This is a genomic window from Paraburkholderia sp. RL17-383-BIF-A (assembly GCF_046028015.1).
Taxonomy (GTDB): Bacteria; Pseudomonadota; Gammaproteobacteria; order Burkholderiales; family Burkholderiaceae; genus Paraburkholderia.
Genome location: NZ_JARESR010000009.1, coordinates 91,125 through 108,316 on the forward strand (window position 1 = coordinate 91,125; position 17,192 = coordinate 108,316).

General features: G+C 62.5%; 12 protein-coding genes and 1 pseudogene. 8 read left to right on the top strand and 5 right to left on the bottom strand.

Annotated elements, in window-relative coordinates; genetic code table 11:
• Window positions 1-75 precede the first annotated feature (75 nt).
• The 4 genes from P0D71_RS13155 (at window position 76) to P0D71_RS13170 (ending at window position 5,704) form a co-directional block, all read left to right on the top strand.
• Complete coding sequence (locus P0D71_RS13155; RefSeq protein WP_408480375.1) at window positions 76-1,191, top strand: efflux RND transporter periplasmic adaptor subunit; 1,116 nt, start codon at window positions 76-78, stop codon at window positions 1,189-1,191.
• On the top strand, window positions 1,188-4,325 hold the full coding sequence (locus P0D71_RS13160; protein WP_408480502.1) for an efflux RND transporter permease subunit: 3,138 nt from the start codon (window positions 1,188-1,190) through the stop codon (window positions 4,323-4,325). The genes P0D71_RS13155 and P0D71_RS13160 overlap by 4 nt, the downstream gene beginning before the upstream one ends.
• Before the next feature lie 31 nt (window positions 4,326-4,356).
• On the top strand, window positions 4,357-5,163 hold the full coding sequence (locus P0D71_RS13165; RefSeq protein WP_091808930.1) for an oxidoreductase: 807 nt from the start codon (window positions 4,357-4,359) through the stop codon (window positions 5,161-5,163).
• A gap of 169 nt (window positions 5,164-5,332) precedes the next feature.
• Entirely contained in the window at window positions 5,333-5,704 is a 372-nt protein-coding gene (locus tag P0D71_RS13170) for a hypothetical protein (protein WP_408302363.1), read from the top strand.
• Here P0D71_RS13170 and P0D71_RS13175 read toward each other — a convergent pair.
• From P0D71_RS13175 to mhpT, 4 genes and pseudogenes are all read right to left on the bottom strand, one after another.
• Window positions 5,693-6,181, bottom strand: a pseudogene (locus P0D71_RS13175) (IS6 family transposase); the annotation flags it as partial. The gene P0D71_RS13170 and the pseudogene P0D71_RS13175 overlap by 12 nt on opposite strands.
• Before the next feature lie 506 nt (window positions 6,182-6,687).
• Window positions 6,688-8,397 (bottom strand): tannase/feruloyl esterase family alpha/beta hydrolase, encoded by a 1,710-nt coding sequence (locus P0D71_RS13180; protein ID WP_408480378.1) that lies wholly within the window; start codon window positions 8,395-8,397, stop codon window positions 6,688-6,690.
• 10 nt (window positions 8,398-8,407) lie between these two features.
• Window positions 8,408-9,541, bottom strand: a complete 1,134-nt coding sequence (locus tag P0D71_RS13185) for a porin (protein ID WP_408480380.1) — start codon at window positions 9,539-9,541, stop codon at window positions 8,408-8,410.
• Window positions 9,542-9,583: 42 nt separating this feature from the next.
• Window positions 9,584-10,789, bottom strand: coding sequence for a 3-(3-hydroxy-phenyl)propionate transporter MhpT (mhpT, locus tag P0D71_RS13190; protein ID WP_408480381.1), 1,206 nt, complete (start codon window positions 10,787-10,789; stop codon window positions 9,584-9,586).
• Between the two features lie 489 nt (window positions 10,790-11,278).
• Between mhpT and P0D71_RS13195 the strand changes: the two genes are divergently transcribed.
• Window positions 11,279-12,160, top strand: a complete 882-nt coding sequence (locus P0D71_RS13195; protein ID WP_091803926.1) for an amidohydrolase family protein — start codon at window positions 11,279-11,281, stop codon at window positions 12,158-12,160.
• Here the strand turns inward: P0D71_RS13195 and P0D71_RS13200 are convergent.
• On the bottom strand, window positions 12,132-12,632 hold the full coding sequence (locus tag P0D71_RS13200) for a MarR family winged helix-turn-helix transcriptional regulator (RefSeq protein WP_091803930.1): 501 nt from the start codon (window positions 12,630-12,632) through the stop codon (window positions 12,132-12,134). The two genes, P0D71_RS13195 and P0D71_RS13200, sit on opposite strands and share 29 nt — an antisense overlap.
• A 172-nt stretch (window positions 12,633-12,804) precedes the next feature.
• Here P0D71_RS13200 and P0D71_RS13205 point away from each other — a divergent pair, with 172 nt between their 5' ends.
• The 3 genes from P0D71_RS13205 to P0D71_RS13215 all read left to right on the top strand — a co-directional run bounded on the left by P0D71_RS13205 (window position 12,805) and on the right by P0D71_RS13215 (window position 17,191).
• A complete protein-coding gene (locus tag P0D71_RS13205; RefSeq protein WP_408186743.1) occupies window positions 12,805-13,641 on the top strand; it encodes a p-hydroxycinnamoyl CoA hydratase/lyase in 837 nt (278 codons plus the stop codon).
• Window positions 13,642-13,744: 103 nt separating this feature from the next.
• Entirely contained in the window at window positions 13,745-15,181 is a 1,437-nt protein-coding gene (locus tag P0D71_RS13210; RefSeq protein WP_408480504.1) for an aldehyde dehydrogenase, read from the top strand.
• Between the two features lie 111 nt (window positions 15,182-15,292).
• Window positions 15,293-17,191 (top strand): feruloyl-CoA synthase, encoded by a 1,899-nt coding sequence (locus P0D71_RS13215; RefSeq protein WP_408480383.1) that lies wholly within the window; start codon window positions 15,293-15,295, stop codon window positions 17,189-17,191.
• Window position 17,192 lies beyond the last annotated feature (1 nt).

The following is a 17,192-nucleotide window of genomic DNA, read 5'->3' on the forward strand; positions in this document are numbered from 1 at the left end:
TCGCTAGTGACGCTTGACTGAAATAGTCACTAGAACCATAATGAAAGTCGTCATCACTTTATCGATGGGACTTTCATGTTCTCGCGTCGTCTCGCCACATCCGCACTCGCCTGTGCGCTAGCGCTTGCGCTAGCGGCCTGTGGCGAAAAAGCACCGCCCGATCCGCGCACCGAGGTCCCGCTGGTGCGCACGGCCATCGTTCACAGCGCCGTCCCCGCAGCCCGTTCGTTTACGGGGACTGTCGCGGCTCGCGTGCAGAGCGACCTGGGTTTTCGTGTTTCCGGCAAGGTGCTGGAACGGCTTGTGGATACCGGCCAAACCGTCAAACGCGGCCAGCTGCTGATGCGCCTCGATCCCATCGATCTCAAGCTTGCCGCGCAGGCCCGGCAGGAGGCGGTCACCGCCGCGCGGGCGCGGGCGCAGCAGACCGCGCAGGATGAGGAGCGCTATCGCAACCTGCGCGGCACGGGTGCGATCTCGGTTTCGGCCTACGACCAGGCCAAGGCGGCCGCCGATGCCGCCAGGGCGCAGCTCAGCGCGGCCCAGGCCGACGCCGACGTGGCGCGCAATGCGACGGACTACGCCAATCTGGCCGCGGACGGCGATGGCGTCGTGATGGAAACGCTGGCCGAACCGGGCCAGGTCGTCAGCGCCGGACAGCCCGTAGTGCGCCTGGCCCATGCCGGGCGCCGCGAGGCCGTGATCCAGCTTCCGGAAACTCTGCGCCCCGCCATCGGTTCGGTCGCCCATGCGACCCTGTTCGGCAACAGCGGCGTCAGCGTGCCGGCCACGCTACGCCAGCTCTCGGATACGGCGGATCCGCGTACCCGCACCTTCGAAGCTCGTTATGTGTTGCAGGACGCGCTGGCCGGCGCGCCGCTAGGTGCAACCATCACGATCGAGATACCGGACGCACGCGTGGCGCTCCAGGGCGGCATGCAGGTGCCGATTGGCGCCGTGCTCGACGCGGGCAAAGGGCCCGGCGTGTGGGTCGTCGACGGCAAGCCGACCAGGGTTGCATGGCAGCCGGTGACGGTTCTTCACCTGGACGACGGCAGCGCGCGCGTGTCCGGTACGTTGAAGCAAGGCGATCGCGTCATTGCGCTCGGTGCCCAGTTGCTGCACGAAGGCGAACAGGTCCGCGTGTCCGGCGAGGCCGTCGCAATGGCGAACGAAGGAGCACGTCCGTGAGCGAAGGCCGATTCAATCTGTCGGCGCTCGCGGTGCGTGAGCACTCCATCACCTTGTTCCTGATCTGCCTGATCTCGCTGGCCGGGCTCCTGTCGTTCTTCAAGCTGGGTCGCGCCGAAGATCCAGCGTTCACAATCAAGGTGATGACCATCGTCACCGTATGGCCGGGGGCCACTGCGCAGGAAATGCACGATCAGGTCGCAGAGAAGATCGAAAAGCGCATGCAGGAGCTGCGCTGGTACGACCGGACCGAAACTTACACACGACCTGGCCTGGCCTTCACGACGCTAACATTGCTCGACAGCACACCACCGTCGGAAGTGCAGGAGCAGTTCTACCAGGCCCGGAAAAAAATCGGCGACGAAGCAGCCAACCTTCCGGCTGGCGTGATCGGGCCGATGGTCAATGACGAATATGCTGACGTCACGTTTGCGCTCTTCGCACTGAAAGCCCGGGGCGAACCGCAACGGCTGCTCGTGCGGGATGCCGAGACGCTGCGTCAACGGCTGCTGCATGTGCCGGGCGTGAAGAAGGTCAATATCATCGGCGAGCAGGCCGAGCGCATCTACGTCCAGTTCTCGCATGACCGGCTCGCAACGCTCGGTGTCAGCCCGCAGGACGTATTCGCCGCGCTCAATGGCCAAAACGCCCTGACGCCAGCCGGCTCCGTGGAGACCAAAGGTCCGGAGGTGTTCATTCGCCTGGACGGCGCCTTCGACAATCTGCAGAAGATCCGCGACACGCCAGTCGTCGTGCAAGGTCGCACGCTGAAACTGTCGGACATTGCCACCGTCGAGCGCGGTTATGAAGATCCGGCGACATTCATGATCCGCAACAACGGCGAGCCCGCGCTGCTGCTGGGCATCGTGATGCGCGACGGCTGGAACGGGCTCGATCTCGGCAACGCACTGGACAGCGAGGTCGGCACAATCAACGCCGGGCTGCCGCTCGGCATGAGCCTGACAAAGGTCACCGACCAGGCCGTCAACATTCATTCGGCGGTCGACGAGTTCATGCTCAAGTTTTTTGTCGCCCTGCTGGTGGTCATGTTCGTGAGCTTCGTGAGCATGGGCTGGCGCGCAGGCCTGGTGGTTGCCGCCGCTGTCCCGTTGACGCTGGCCATCGTATTCGTGGTGATGGCCGCGACAGGCAAGAACTTCGATCGCATCACGCTGGGATCCCTGATCCTTGCGCTGGGCCTGCTGGTGGACGACGCGATCATCGCCATTGAAATGATGGTGGTGAAAATGGAGGAAGGCTACAGCCGTGTGGCCGCCTCTGCCTATGCCTGGAGCCATACTGCCGCCCCCATGCTCGCGGGCACGCTGGTGACGGCCGTGGGCTTCATGCCCAACGGCTTCGCGCGGTCCACCGCGGGCGAATACACCAGCAACATGTTCTGGATTGTCGGCATTGCACTGATCGCATCCTGGGTCGTTGCCGTGTTCTTCACGCCCTACCTCGGCGTGAAGATGCTGCCCGACTTCAAAAAGGTCGAAGGCGGGCATGACGCGATCTATGACACGCCGCGCTACAACCGCTTCCGTCAGCTGCTCACGCGCGTGATCGTGCGCAAATGGCTGGTCGCCGGTTCGGTCGTTGGCCTCTTTGCCATCGCCATCCTCGGTATGGGCGTGGTCAAGAAGCAGTTCTTCCCGATCTCCGACCGTCCCGAAGTGCTGGTCGAAGTGCAGATGCCCTATGGCACATCGATTTCACAGACCAGCGCCGCCACGCAAAAGGTGGAGGCATGGTTGTCTGAACAGAAGGACGCCAGGATCGTCACCGCGTACGTCGGACAAGGTGCACCGCGCTTCTTCCTGGCGATGGGGCCGGAACTGCCCGATCCGTCGTTCGCGAAGATTGTGATCCGCACGGACAGTCAGGAGGAACGCGATGCATTGAAGGCGCGACTGCGGCGAGCTATCGCCGACGGTCTTGTGCCCGAAGCGCGCGTACGCGTCACGCAACTCGTGTTCGGGCCATACTCGCCATTCCCGGTCGCCTATCGCGTCACCGGTCCGGACCCGGACAAACTGCGTGGAATCGCGGCTCAAGTCCAGCAGGTGATGGAGGCCAGTCCGATGATGCGCACGGTCAACACGGACTGGGGCACGCGCTCACCGACGCTGCACTTTACGTTGCAGCAGGATCGCTTGCAGGCGGTGGGATTGACGTCCAGCGCCGTCGCGCAACAGCTGCAGTTCCTGCTCACCGGCGTGCCTGTCACCGCCGTGCGTGAGGATATCCGAACCGTGCAGGTGATCGCGCGCTCGGCCGGCGATGTGCGTCTCGACCCTGCCCGGCTCGGCGACTTAACGCTGGCCGGCGCCAACGGGCAGCGCATTCCGCTGTCGCAGGTCGGCAAGGTCGACGTGCGGCTGGAGGAGTCGATCAAGCGCTGGCGCGACCGCGTGCCGACGATCACGGTACGCGGCGACATTGCCGACAACCTGCAGCCGCCAGACGTATCAACGGCAATCACCAGGCAGCTTCAGCCGATCATCGCGAAGCTGCCCAGTGGCTATCGCATCGAGCAGGCGGGCTCCATCGAGGAATCGGCCAAGGCGACGACCGCCATGTTGCCGCTGTTCCCGATCATGCTGGCGATCACGCTGGTCATCATCATTCTCCAGGTTCGGTCGATCTCCGCAATGGTGATGGTGTTCCTGACCAGCCCGCTTGGCCTGATCGGCGTGGTGCCGACGCTGATCCTGTTCAGGCAGCCGTTTGGCATCAATGCGCTGGTCGGCCTCATCGCGCTGTCGGGGATCCTGATGCGCAACACGCTGATCCTGATCGGGCAGATTCACCAGAACGAACAGGCCGGGCTGGATCCATTCGATGCAGTCGTCGAGGCCACCGTGCAACGGGCGCGCCCGGTGATCCTCACGGCTATGGCGGCGATCCTGGCCTTCATACCGCTGACGCATTCGGTATTCTGGGGAACCCTCGCCTACACGCTGATCGGCGGTACATTGGCCGGAACAGTGCTGACGCTGGTGTTCCTGCCGGCCATGTATTCGATCTGGTTCAGGATCCGGCCCGGCAGCGCCGCGGGTTCACACAAGAGCCTGGGCCACCACTCATCGCATCCCGACCTCATGACGCAGGATGCGCTCGACGCGCGTTGAAACACTATCAATTCACCAAACGGAGCTGTTCATGTCGAATTCCACGGTCGTTATTGTGACCGGCGTGTCATCGGGTATCGGACGCGCCACCGCCGAGAAGTTCGCGAGGCGAGGTTGCCGCGTGTTTGGCACAGTGCGCAGCATCGCAAAAGCGGTGCCTATCTCCGGAGTCGGGCTCATCGAGATGGATGTTCGCGACGATGCTTCGGTCCAGGCTGGAATCCAGTCCGTCATCGAACGCACCGGGCGAATTGACGTACTTGTCAATAATGCGGGAGCGAGCCTGATGGGTGCCGTGGAGGAAACGTCGACTGCTGAGGCCTTGTCGCTGTTCGATACCAACGTCTTCAGCATTCTGCGCACGACGCAAGCAGTACTTCCCCATATGCGTGCACAACGCGGCGGAAGGATCGTCAATGTCAGTTCCGTGCTCGGGTTCCTGCCCGCCCCTTATATGGGACTCTATTCGGCGTCCAAGCATGCCGTTGAAGGGCTGACCGAGACCCTGGACCATGAGGTGCGCCAGTTCGGCATCCGGTTAACGCTGGTCGAACCATCCTTTACCAGGACCAATCTGGACATCAACGCCCCTCTGGCAAGCTCGAAAATCGCCGACTATGATCGCGAGCGTGCCCTTGCATCGAGCGCAGTCGTCAACAGTGTCAAAGGTGCCCCCGCGCCCGACGGCGTGGCGAAGACAATCGTTGAAGCGGCGCTCGGCGCCTGGCGTATGCGTCGCACACCGGCCGGCGAAGCTTCCCTGTTGCGCAAATTGCGGCGCTTCATGCCCTCCGGCCCGGTGGATGCAAGCTTGAGGAAAACATTCGGGCTCGCGTGAAGTCCTCTCTCCCGCCGCAACGTACATCACGTTCGCGGGCCCGCCCCGCGCCGACGGTGGTTAGTTTCAGGCGTCCATGGTCATGACAACTTCGGCGCCTTGCCACGACCCGTCTGCGGCAGCACGGAACTCTTTGCAACCCACTCCCCACGCATCCGGAACCGCAGATATGGAAAGTCAGAATCGCGAGTCGTCGATGCCCGCGATCGGAGAGATCTCCGCGCTCGCGCTCAACCACTTTTTCGCCCAGCGCGCAATGCGAGCTTTCTGGGCCCATTTCGACGAAGCACTGCGGCATACGGAGGTGACCGAAGGCCGAAAAGCTGTGGCTTCAGCAATGATCCCCTGGATGCGTGCCTATGAGGATACCTTCGCGTTTGTGAGACTGATTGATCTCGATTCAATGCGCGATCTTTTCCACGCGATTCGGGATATGAAAAGGCTCGATGACCTGAACGACGCCAGCGGCGTTTCTGCTCGCCCGGAAGCTCGACTGCTGCTGTGCAATGACGCGTGGCCGTCCGTCGTCTCAGCGAGATGAAAGGACCGCCGTCCAAACCGGGGGCGCAGCGGTATCTTTGAGATGCAGCTTCATCAGGTTGAACTGGCCTTTGCGAATGCGATGCATGAGCTCGAAGCCGGAAATGGTTGTTGCCGCAGTCCTGAAGCCTTTAAAGCCGAGCATCACGTTCACCCGTGCTTTGAGGTTGCGATGATCCTGTTCGATCAGGTTATTCAAGTACTTCGACGATCGCAACGTTGTGCTTTCGGGCAGCAATCTATCGATCTTCATTTCGCGCACTGCGCGGTGAGACGCTGCGTAGCCGTCCAACCTGATTGACCTGGGTGCGAGCCCTCGACTCCTGATCGCTTTCTCGAAGAAGGCCTTGGCAGCAGCGACATCGCGCCTGGCGCTGAGCCGGAAGTCAATCGTCTTGCCAGCCCGGTCAACCGCTCGGTAAAGATAAACCCACTTGCCACGGATCTTCACGTAAGTTTGGTCGATTCGCCACGACCTGCAGGCTGCCGTAGCAAAGCGGATCCCGCGCTTAACGAACTCCGGCGTGAACCGCTTCTCCCCAGCTTACTCATCTGTTTGCCCTGCGTGCGCCAAAACCCTGAGCCCAACCCATCGGCCTTCATATTTGCACCAGAGCCCCGCCGAGCAGGCCGACGCCTGTCCATCGAGCCACCATGAATCACGCCCGACAATCTCGTTCAGCTCGCGCAACTACACGCCGCCCCTCGGCTGATCCTCGACTGTCGGTGGCGAAGGAACACACACAGCCCTCATTCGTAAATCAGCCTCTTGACCATCACTTCGCTTTACGAATGGATGGCGAATTTAATTCGTATATTTGCGAATTGAAAGATTTGCTTCGCTTTACGGCTCGCGGGCAGAAATGGCGAGAGGGACTTCCAGGCGTTAGCATCCAATAAGGCCATCGTTGACAGTAGGTGGCTTTATTGGATGCTAACGCCGTTCGCGATGCCGTTATTCAGATCCGGCGACTTTCGGAATGATCAACCGCACGAGAAGCTGGCCGCCGAATTCGCGTCACCTCCTTTGTATCGCGCGACCTTGGGATAGGGGCACAACGGCCGTGTACGTCCCGCGCCCCACTCCGCGGGCACTTCGCTGTTCGGAATCGCGTTGCCGGCGTCGCGTGCGGTTGCGACGATGCTGTCGGGCGCTTTGCCCTGTTCGACCCAGGCGACCAACGGCGTGAGCATGTCGAACTGGTCCGCAGTCGGCCCGCCCGAACAATGGTTCATGCCCGCCACCGTGTAAAGACGCGCGAAGTTGCTCGCATCGCCGCCGTTCGCCGTCATGAGACGCTGATACCAGTCGGTCGTATCGTTCGATGAAAACACCGGGTCGCTCGTGCCGTGATACACCATCAGCTTGGCGCCGCGCCGCTTCAACGCGCTCAGATCGGTCTCATCCGGCGGCGTCATGAACGACCACGACGCCTCGGTGTAGACGCCGCTCGTTGCAAAGATCTTTGGCGCATCGTTGTCCATGCTGAAGTTCAACGCATATGACGTCAACTGCGTAAGCAGCGAAGCGCTTTGCGGCGGCGTCGTGAACGTGAAGGCAGCGGCGGCGGGATCCAGCGTGATGGAATTGGTTTGCTTCCACAATGACCAGTTCGCGCCATTGATACCCGCATCGTACGGAAAGCTAGCGTACAGCGCCGTTCCCGCGCTGTTGCGCGCGCCGGAGAAGACGTTGCCGATTGCGTCCTTCTGCGCAGTCGTCAAGCACGAGCCATCGCGCACATTCCCCGAGCAGGTCGGCACGTCGTTGGCGAGGCTAAAGTTCGCCTGGCATGCCTTGATGTCTTGCACCATGCCGTCGGCCACGCCATCGAGCGAGTCGCACTTCGCAATGATTCGCGCCGCAACCAGCTGGCGCTCCGCTGCGGTAAAGCCCGTCTTGATGTCGGGAAGGCCGCTCGTGGTATTCGCCGTCGCCACCTTGGCGAGTTGTTGTGCGCTCCACATCTCGCCGATCGCCGCTTTCGGCAGATGGAAGCCCGGATCGCCCGCGATGATGCCGTCATACTCCGCCGACGAGCGCGCCGCCGCCACCATCGCATGCCGGCCGCCGTTCGAGCAGCCGTCGAAATAGCTCCGGTCGGGGCTCTTGCCATAGGCGGTCCTGATGACCTGCTTCGCCATCGGCGTGAGCGTAGCGACCGCGTTATACCCGTAGTCGATACGGGCCTGAGGATCGAGTCCAAACAGCGGGTTTTGCGACGACGAGTGGCCAGCGTCCGAACTGATGACGGCGTAGCCCATGTTGAGCGCATCGTTGAGCGGACCACCGCCGCCTATCTCACCGGTTGCGGTCAGCACGTTCCCATCGAGGCCACCATTCGCCTGATAGAAGAAGCGTCCGTTCCAGGCGACCGGCAGGCGCATCTCGAAGCCGATCGCGTAGGTTTTGCCGTCGACGGAACTCGCCCGTTGATTCATTTTCCCTTCGATCACGCAATGTTCCGCGATCGGCTTGCCGGCTACCGTCAGCGTACCTGCCGGCACGTCCTGCACCGACGTGAACGTCGTGTTCGCAAACGAGAGCTTCGCGGCAAGCGCGGTACAGGTGCCGGAGAGATTCGCGGGCGTGGCCGCACTGAGTTGCGGCAGGGATGACGATGTGTCGTTCGGTCCGCCACCGCACGCGGCGAGCGTCAGCGAAACCAGTATTGCAATTGCGGTTCTGTTCATCTCATGTCTCCTAGAACATGTGCCGTACGCCGACCATCGCACCCGTCTGGCCCATGCCCGCGGCCGGCGTCGTGCCGCCACCGCCGCCGCTGACCGAATAGCGTGCTTTCGCGCTGTTGGCGAGATAGGAGCCCTGCGCGTAGACAGCTGTGCGCTTGCTAAGCAGATAGGTGGTGCGCAGCGTGCCCATCGTGGCGCGTGTGTCGTGGTCGCTGTTGACGATGCGGAACACTTCGCCATCTACGAGAAACGCCGGTGTGACGGCATACGAAGCGCCGACGAAGAACAGATTCGAGCGCACGTTCGGCACAGCGGGAGAATCGGTGACGACGCGCCGACCGACCCAGCCGAGACCGATCTTCGCGCCGGCGTACTGCGCGTAGGCGCTCACGTGAGCGCGCGCGTCTTTGTCGGCGGCATTGATGAGCGTGGTGGGCGCAACGCCGTCGAAGAAGTTCGCCGCGGCGGTGGCGCCGCCACGCTCTTCTTCGTACGACGCCGCCACGCCGAAGTACTGCGCATCGTATTTGAGCATCACGGACCAGTCGCGGCATTCGGTGGCGTGCCCCGCCACCGAGCCGGTACAGGTGCCTTGTCCGGGCGAGTTGTTGCCGGCGTCACGTCCGAATGAATAACCGGCGCCGAGGGTGACGCCCTTGTATACGCCAATGTAGGTGACCGAGTTGTCCGCGCGGGCGTTGGGGACGTAGGCGTCCAGCGAACCGAGGCCATAAATATCCGGGCCGATGATGTCCGCGCCCATCAACGCAAGGTACGTCATCGTGTACTGGCGGCCGAACGCGACGGTTCCATACGGGCTCTTCACGCCCACAAAGGCTTGTCGGCCGAACAGGCGGCCACCCTGGCCGAGCGTTCCGTCGCGCACGTTAAAGCCGTTCTCGACGGTGAAGACGGCGCTATAGCCGCCACCCAGGTCTTCCAAGCCGCGCAGGCCCCAGCGCGAGGGCAACTCGCCCGTCACCGCGGGCATGCGAAACAGGTGGTCGCCCGCCGCATTGGCGTGCGAAACGTATTCGATACCGGTATCGACGATTCCGTAGAACGTGACGCTCGATTGCGCGGCGGCCACGGTGCTCGTTGCGCAGAGGGCGCCGCTCAGGAGAAGGCGTGTTGATGCTCGCATGATTGAAGTCTCCAAACCGTTATGTGTTTTTTTGAAAAACCATCAGTCGGTCGCGCGCGGGCGACGGATGAGCAAGAGGGCCGCGACTGCGGCGATCAGCGTCACTGGAATGCTCGCGCCGATCACGACCGACGAGCTGCGTCCCATCGCGAGCAACTGGCCTGCCGCGAGCGGCCCGACAACCGAACCGATACGGCCCACGGCGACGGCGGCGCCGACGCCCGTCCCGCGCATCGCCGTCGGATAGAACGCGGCGGAGAGCGCATACAGCACCGACTGCCCGCCAATAACGAACATGCCCGCGAAGAATGCCGAGCCGGCGAGCGCGCCGAATCCCGGCGCTATCGACAGCGCTGCAAGCGAGGCGATGATCCCGATGTACATGCCCGACACGACCACGGCGCCGCGCAGCCGGTCCATCAACATGCCAATGCAAAGCGCGCCGATGCCGCCGCCGACGTTGAAGGCGATCTGCACATAGCCGATTTCCGGGCGCGAGAGACCGCGCGCGGCCATCAACGAAGGAAGCCAGTTGAGCAGGAAATACAGAACGATCAGCGTGCAGAAATAGCTGATCCAGATCTGCGCTGTCGAAAGAGCACGATTGCCGCCGAACAGCACATTGCCCACGGCGGCGGGCTGCACGTTCCCTTCATGCGATGCGCGCCGAAATGCCTTTGATTCGGGCAGGAAAGCGAACAGGAGCGGCACCAGAAGCAGCGGCCCCGCACCGCCTACATAGAAGATATGGCGCCATTCGGTGTCTCCCATGTTCACGATGCCGATGATCGACGCGATCACGCCGCCAAACGGAATACCGCAATACATGATGCTCACGGCGGTATTGCGCGCCCTCGGCGACACCGATTCGGACGACAGCGCGATCAGGTTCGGCAGCGCACCGCCCAGTCCGATACCGGTCAGCACGCGCACCAGCACGAGCATGTCGAAGCTGCTGACGAGCGCGGTTGCAATCGAAAGCAGGCCGAACAGACATGCCGAGAGAATCAGCACACGTTTGCGGCCAATGCGATCGGCAAGCCGTCCGCCGAACATTGCGCCGGGCAGAAGGCCGAAGGTTCCGGCACTGAATGCAAGGCCCATTTGTGTCACCGACAGGCCGAACTCGCGCGCCATTCGCGGCGCCGCGACCCCGACCGATTGAAGGTCGAGGCCTTCGAGCAAAGCGACGGCAAAGCAGAGGCTCAGGGTTACGGCGGCAGCCGATCTGGCGACTGGTTGCGTCATCACTGCGTCTCCTGGTGCTGCTGTTCTCATTGGCTTCATATCGATCACCTGGGTTGTCGGGTCCGCCTGAACCACATGTCTCGCCGAGCCCTCACAATATCAGGTGACCTGATATAAAGATCGCACGAAAGCGCTTCAGCGAGAAAGCATAAGAGCATAGGGGTACGGAGAAACCGAAGCTGTTATTGCGTGTTATTGCGCTGTGGCGAGACCACTGCCGTTCTAATCGCGGAAGATCCTTCGCGGCAGAAGAATCGATCCGTGCAGCATTGCCCGAGCGGCGCAGTCAGTTTGAAAACATATCCGCCCGGTGATGCGCATTTGATCTCAGGCGACCTGATAAGACAAGATAAAATTCTTCGGTGAATACCCCAGGCCAAAGTCGGGTTGACCGTATCGGCCGTATTGATACACATTGCACGTGATCGAGATTGCGCCGCGCCGGAGGCGCGCCAATCCGAGTCCCTTTAGGATCACCAAGGAAAGAGAATGGACATTGCGAATCTGGTTGCTATCGATACCCATGTGCATGCGGAGGTCTCCTGTTGCCAGCCGCCGGATCTGTTCGGCAAGGAGTTCGACGACGCTGCCGACAAATACTTCGGTACGGTGCTCAAGCAGGGGCGGCGGCCGACGATCCCGGAGACGATCGACTACTATCGCCAGCAGAAAATTGGCATGGTGATGTTCACGGTCGACTGCGAGGCGCAACTCGGGCGCCGCCGCATCCCCAACGAGGAGGTCGCGCAATTCGCGGCGGACAATAGCGACATCATGATTGCCTTTGCGAGCATCGATCCGCACAAAGGCAAGATGGGCGCGCGCGAAGCACGGCGTCTGATCGAAGATCACGGCGTGCGGGGATTCAAGTTTCACCCGACGCTGCAGGGCTGCTATCCGAACGACCGGATGGCCTATCCGATCTATGAAGTGATCGCCGAATACAACTTGCCGGCGGTATTTCACAGCGGCCATTCCGGCATGGGCAGCGGCATGCGCGGCGGTGGAGGGCTGCTGCTCAAGTATTCGGAGCCGATACACCTGGACGAAGTGGCGGCGGAATTCCCTGACATGAAGGTGGTGATCGCGCATCCGTCGTGGCCGTGGCAGGATCAGGCGTTGTCGATTTGCCTGCACAAGCCGAATGTCTACATCGACCTCTCGGGGTGGTCGCCGAAGTACTTCGCGCCACAGCTGATTCAGCATGCGAACACGCTACTCAAGCACAAGATGCTGTTCGCGTCCGATTTCCCGCTGATTCGCCCGGATCGCTGGCTGAACGATTTCCAGACAGCGGGCTTCAAGCCCGAGGTTCATCCGTTGATTCTGAAGGAAAACGCCATCAGTCTGCTTGGATTGAGTCCGACGTGACCTGATCGAAAGTGTGTAGATTGCGCAGCAGCATGCGCAATGAAGCATGCAGCAGATCGGCGTTCGCGGGCTCGATACCGTTCATCATGCCTGCCTCGAGCCGCTCGATCGACGCTTCGCACTGGCGCACGAGCGCGGCGCCCGCGCGCGTGAGTTGCAGCACGACGATGCGGCCGTGGGAGGGGTCGGCGGCGCGTGTGACCCATCCGCGCGCGACCATCACCTTGATGACCTCGTTGGCCGCCTGAGGCGTGATCAGCGATCGCTCAGCCAGCTTGGCGTTCGACGAGTGTCCGCGCGCTTTCAACACCGACAGGGCGGTGAACTGCGGCAGCGTCACGCCATGTGGCGCGAGCGTTTCGATGAGCCGGCGTTTCAGCACACGGTCCACGCTGCCGACCAGGTAGGTGATACGCAGCGGCTTTTCGGCCATGGCGCCCGAAGGTCGGCCGGAATGATCGGTTGGCTTCATCGTATCTGATGTTCGAGGGTTTTCACTAAGCACCGGGCGCTTGTTTATCAGGCTGCTTGATAATAGACTCTGTATCAGGATGCCTGATATAAAAATCTCAGGCAGGTTGATACTACAGCAGTTCAACGGAATTTCCACCTTATCGCGCGGTCCGCGCGCAGGAGTTACGAACATGGCAAGTTACGAGGGTCGCTGGAAGACGGTTGACGTGAAGGTCGAGGCAGGCATCGCGTGGGTGACGTTGAATCGCCCGGAGAAGCGCAATGCGATGAGCCCGACGCTCAATAGCGAGATGCTGCAGGTCCTGGATGCCGTGGAGCTCGACGACGACGCAAGGGTTCTGGTACTGACCGGCGCGGGCGCCGCATGGACCGCGGGTATGGACTTGAAGGAGTATTTCCGGGAAGTCGACGCGGGTCCGGAAATTCTGCAGGAGAAGATTCGCCGCGACGCGTCGGAATGGCAGTGGCGCCGTCTGCGCATGTATGCAAAGCCGACCATCGCAATGGTCAACGGCTGGTGTTTCGGCGGTGGTTTTTCGCCGCTGGTGGCGTGCGATCTGGCACTTGCAGCGGACGAAGCGGTATTCGGGCTGTCGGAAATCAACTGGGGCATTCCGCCCGGCAATCTGGTCAGCAAGGCGATGGCGGATACGGTCGGCCATCGTCAGGCGCTGCACTACATCATGACGGGTGACACCTTCACCGGCCCGCAAGCTGCGGCGATGGGCCTCGTCAACAAGAGCGTGCCGCTTGCGCAGCTGCGCGACGAGACCATTGCTCTGGCAGCGAAGCTCCTCGAAAAGAACCCGGTGGTGTTGCGCGCCGCAAAGCACGGCTTCAAGCGTTGCCGTGAACTGACGTGGGAGCAGAATGAAGACTACCTGTACGCCAAGCTCGATCAGGCGCAACTGCGCGACCCGGAGCACGGACGCGAGCAGGGCCTGAAGCAGTTCCTCGACGATAAGTCGATCAAGCCGGGTTTGCAGGCGTATAAGCGCGCTGAATAAAGCATGAGTATCGCAGCCACAGTCCGGCGAAGAGACTCGGCGGTGGCATCCGCATCAGGACACGCAGCACAGTGAGGAGACAACAATCGTGACCGAAGTGAGCATGTTGATCGGCGGCCAGGACCGTCCGGCATCCAGCGGGGCGACGTTCGAGCGCCTGAACCCGGTAACCGGCACCCTCGCTTCACGCTCGCCTGCCGCCACGCTTGCCGACGCCGATGCGGCAGTCGACGCCGCCGCCGCCGCATTTCCTGCGTGGGCCGCGCTTCGGCCCACCGAGCGTCGCGCGCGGCTGCTGAAAGCGGCCGACATGATGGATGCACGGACCGGCGAGTTCATCGCGGCCGGCGTGGCCGAAACGGGCGCGATGGCGAACTGGTACGGCTTCAATGTTCATCTCGCCGCCAACATGCTGCGTGAAGCGGCCGCAATGACGACGCAGATCGACGGCAGCGTGATTCCGAGCGACACGCCAGACAATCTGGCGCTTGCCGTGCGTCAGCCGTGCGGCGTCGTGCTGGGCATTGCGCCGTGGAATGCGCCGGTGATTCTCGGCACGCGCGCACTCGCGATGCCGCTCGCGTGCGGCAATACGGTGGTACTCAAGGCATCGGAGGCGTGTCCGGCGGTACATCGGCTGATCGGCACGGTATTGCAGGAAGCCGGGCTCGGCGACGGCGTCGTGAACGTCGTGACGAATGCGCCCGAGGATGCGGCGGCAATCGTCGAACGCCTTATCGCACACCCGGCCGTGCGGCGGGTGAATTTCACCGGCTCGACGCATGTGGGCCGCATCATCGCCATGCATGCGGCGAAGCATCTGAAGCCGGCGTTGCTGGAACTCGGCGGCAAGGCGCCGGTGCTGGTGCTTGAAGACGCCGATCTGGACGCGGCCGTTGCCGCGATCGCGTTCGGCGCGTTCTTCAACCAGGGGCAAATCTGCATGTCCACGGAGCGGGTCATCGCACACCGCAGCATTGCGGATGCGCTGGTGGAAAAGCTGACTGAAAAAGCGCGCAAGCTGGTGGCAACCGCGCCGACCGACGACGGCGCGGTGCTCGGTGCGCTCGTCAACGCACAGGCCGCGCAACGCGTGGCGGCGCTCGTCGAAGACGCGCGCCGCCACGGTGCGACGGTGCTGGCGGGCGGCGCGATTGACGGTGCGATCATGCAGCCGACCATCGTCGACGGCGTGCGTCCCGAGATGAAGCTCTACGCGGAGGAGTCGTTCGCACCGGTGGTCACGGTGCAGCGTGTGGACAGCGACGACGAAGCGGTGCAAGTCGCCAACGACAGCGAGTTCGGGTTGTCGGCGGCAGTGTTCAGCCGCGACAGCGCGCGGGCATTGGGTCTGGCGAGGCGTATCGAATCGGGCATTTGCCACATCAACGGGCCAACCGTGCACGACGAAGCACAAATGCCGTTCGGCGGCGTAAAGGGCAGTGGCTACGGACGTTTCGGCAGCAAGGCTTCGATTGCCGAATTCACGGATCTGCGCTGGATCACCATTCAGACCGGCCCGCGCCACTACCCGATCTAACAGCGCCGCACGAAGACGAGTGCGTCGAAACACGGCATCCTCTGTCGAATGACAGAGGGCTTGCGTTCGTCCACGAGTCGCCGCGCCGGCAGCCCATCAAGGAGACAAAACGTGAATGCAGAGCCGACTCAGCCCCGTGTCGAACCCGTGATTCGAGAGACGTCCGTGCCTTATCGCCGGGTGCGTATCGGATCGGCAGCGGCCAGCGTTCGTCGACAGGGCGACGCCTGGTACCTGCAAGCGAGCGAGCCGATCGGCGCTTATCCGGCACGTCTGACCGACCGGCTCGTGAGCGGAGCCCACGCGCATCCGGACCGGTGGCTAGTGGCACGCCGCGGTGCCGACGGCGAATGGGTGGGCATCAGCTATGCGCAGATGCTCGAGCGTGCCCGTTCTATCGGCCAGGCGCTACTCGAGCGCAAGTTGTCGGCCGAGCGGCCGGTCGTCCTTCTGTCCGGTAACGACCTCGAGCATTTCCAGCTCGCACTCGGTGCGATGTGGGCGGGCGTTCCTTATGCGCCGATCTCGCCCGCCTATTCGCTCATTTCCAGCGACTACGGCAAACTGCGCCACGCGATCGAACTGCTGACGCCCGGTCTCGTGTTCGCCGCCGACGGCGATGCGTTCGCCGCCGCAATCGACGCCGTCGTATCCGACGATGTGGAAGTGGTGACGGCTTACGGTTCCAACAAGCGCGCGCAGACACCGTTCGCGGAACTGTTGAACACGCCCGCAACGACGGTCGATGCCGTGCACGCCGCGATCGAACCCGATGCAATCGCGAAGTTCCTCTTCACCTCCGGCTCCACCAAACGTCCGAAAGCGGTTCCGACGACGCACCGCATGCTGTGCAGCAACCAGCAGATGCTACTCGAAACGTTCCCGGAATTCGCCCACGAGCCGCCGGTTCTGGTCGACTGGCTGCCTTGGAATCACACGTTCGGTGGCAGCCACAACGTGGGCATCGCACTGTATAACGGCGGCACGCTGTATATCGACGACGGCAAGCCGGTAGGCAAGAAGTTCGACGAAACGCTGCGCAATCTTCGCGAGATCGCGCCGACCATTTATTTCAATGTGCCAAAAGGTTGGGAGGAGCTGGCGAGTGCGCTCGAAGCGGACGCGCAGCTTCGCGCAACCTTCTTCTCTCGTGTCAAAGTCTATTTCTTTGCTGGCGCGGGACTCTCGCAAGCGGCGTGGGATCGCCTGGAGCGGGTGACCGAGCGATACTGCGGCGAGCGCATTCGCATCATGGCCGGATTGGGTATGACCGAAACATCGCCCTCCTGTCTGTTTACGACCGGGCCTGTCATGGGTGCGGGCTATGTCGGAGTGCCCGCACCCGGCTGCGAAGTGAAGCTCGCGCCCGTATCGGGCAAGCTCGAAGCCCGCTTTCGCGGGCCGCACGTGATGGCCGGTTACTGGCGGATGGACGAGGAAAACGTGGCCGGGTCGTTCGACGACGAAGGTTACTACTGCAGCGGCGACGCGTTGAAGTTCGTCGATCCCCGTAAGCCGGAACTCGGACTGTTGTTCGATGGCCGGATCGCCGAAGACTTCAAGCTGAGCTCGGGTACGTTCGTGAGCGTCGGGCCGATGCGTGCCCGGGTGGTCTCCGAGGGCGCGCCGTACGTCCAGGATGTGGTCGTGACCGGTATGAATCGCGACGATGTCGGTGCGCTAGTGTTTCCGCGCCTCGACGATTGCCGGCGGCTGGCGGACTTGCCGGCATCGGCGAGCGCCGCTGAGATCGTCGCGGCGCCTGCTGTGCGCGCGTTCTTCACCGGCTTGCTGGCCCGTCTGAACCGCGAGTCGACCGGCGGCGCAACGACGATCGCGCGCTTGCGCCTGCTCGACGTGCCCCCCTCCCTCGATCTGGGCGAGATCACCGACAAAGGCTCGATCAACCAGCGTGCGGTACTGACACATCGCGCGAATCTGGTGGAGGCGATGCATGACCCACGTCAGGCCGATCCCGCGGTGATCTATGCGTGCAATGACGGGCTCTGAC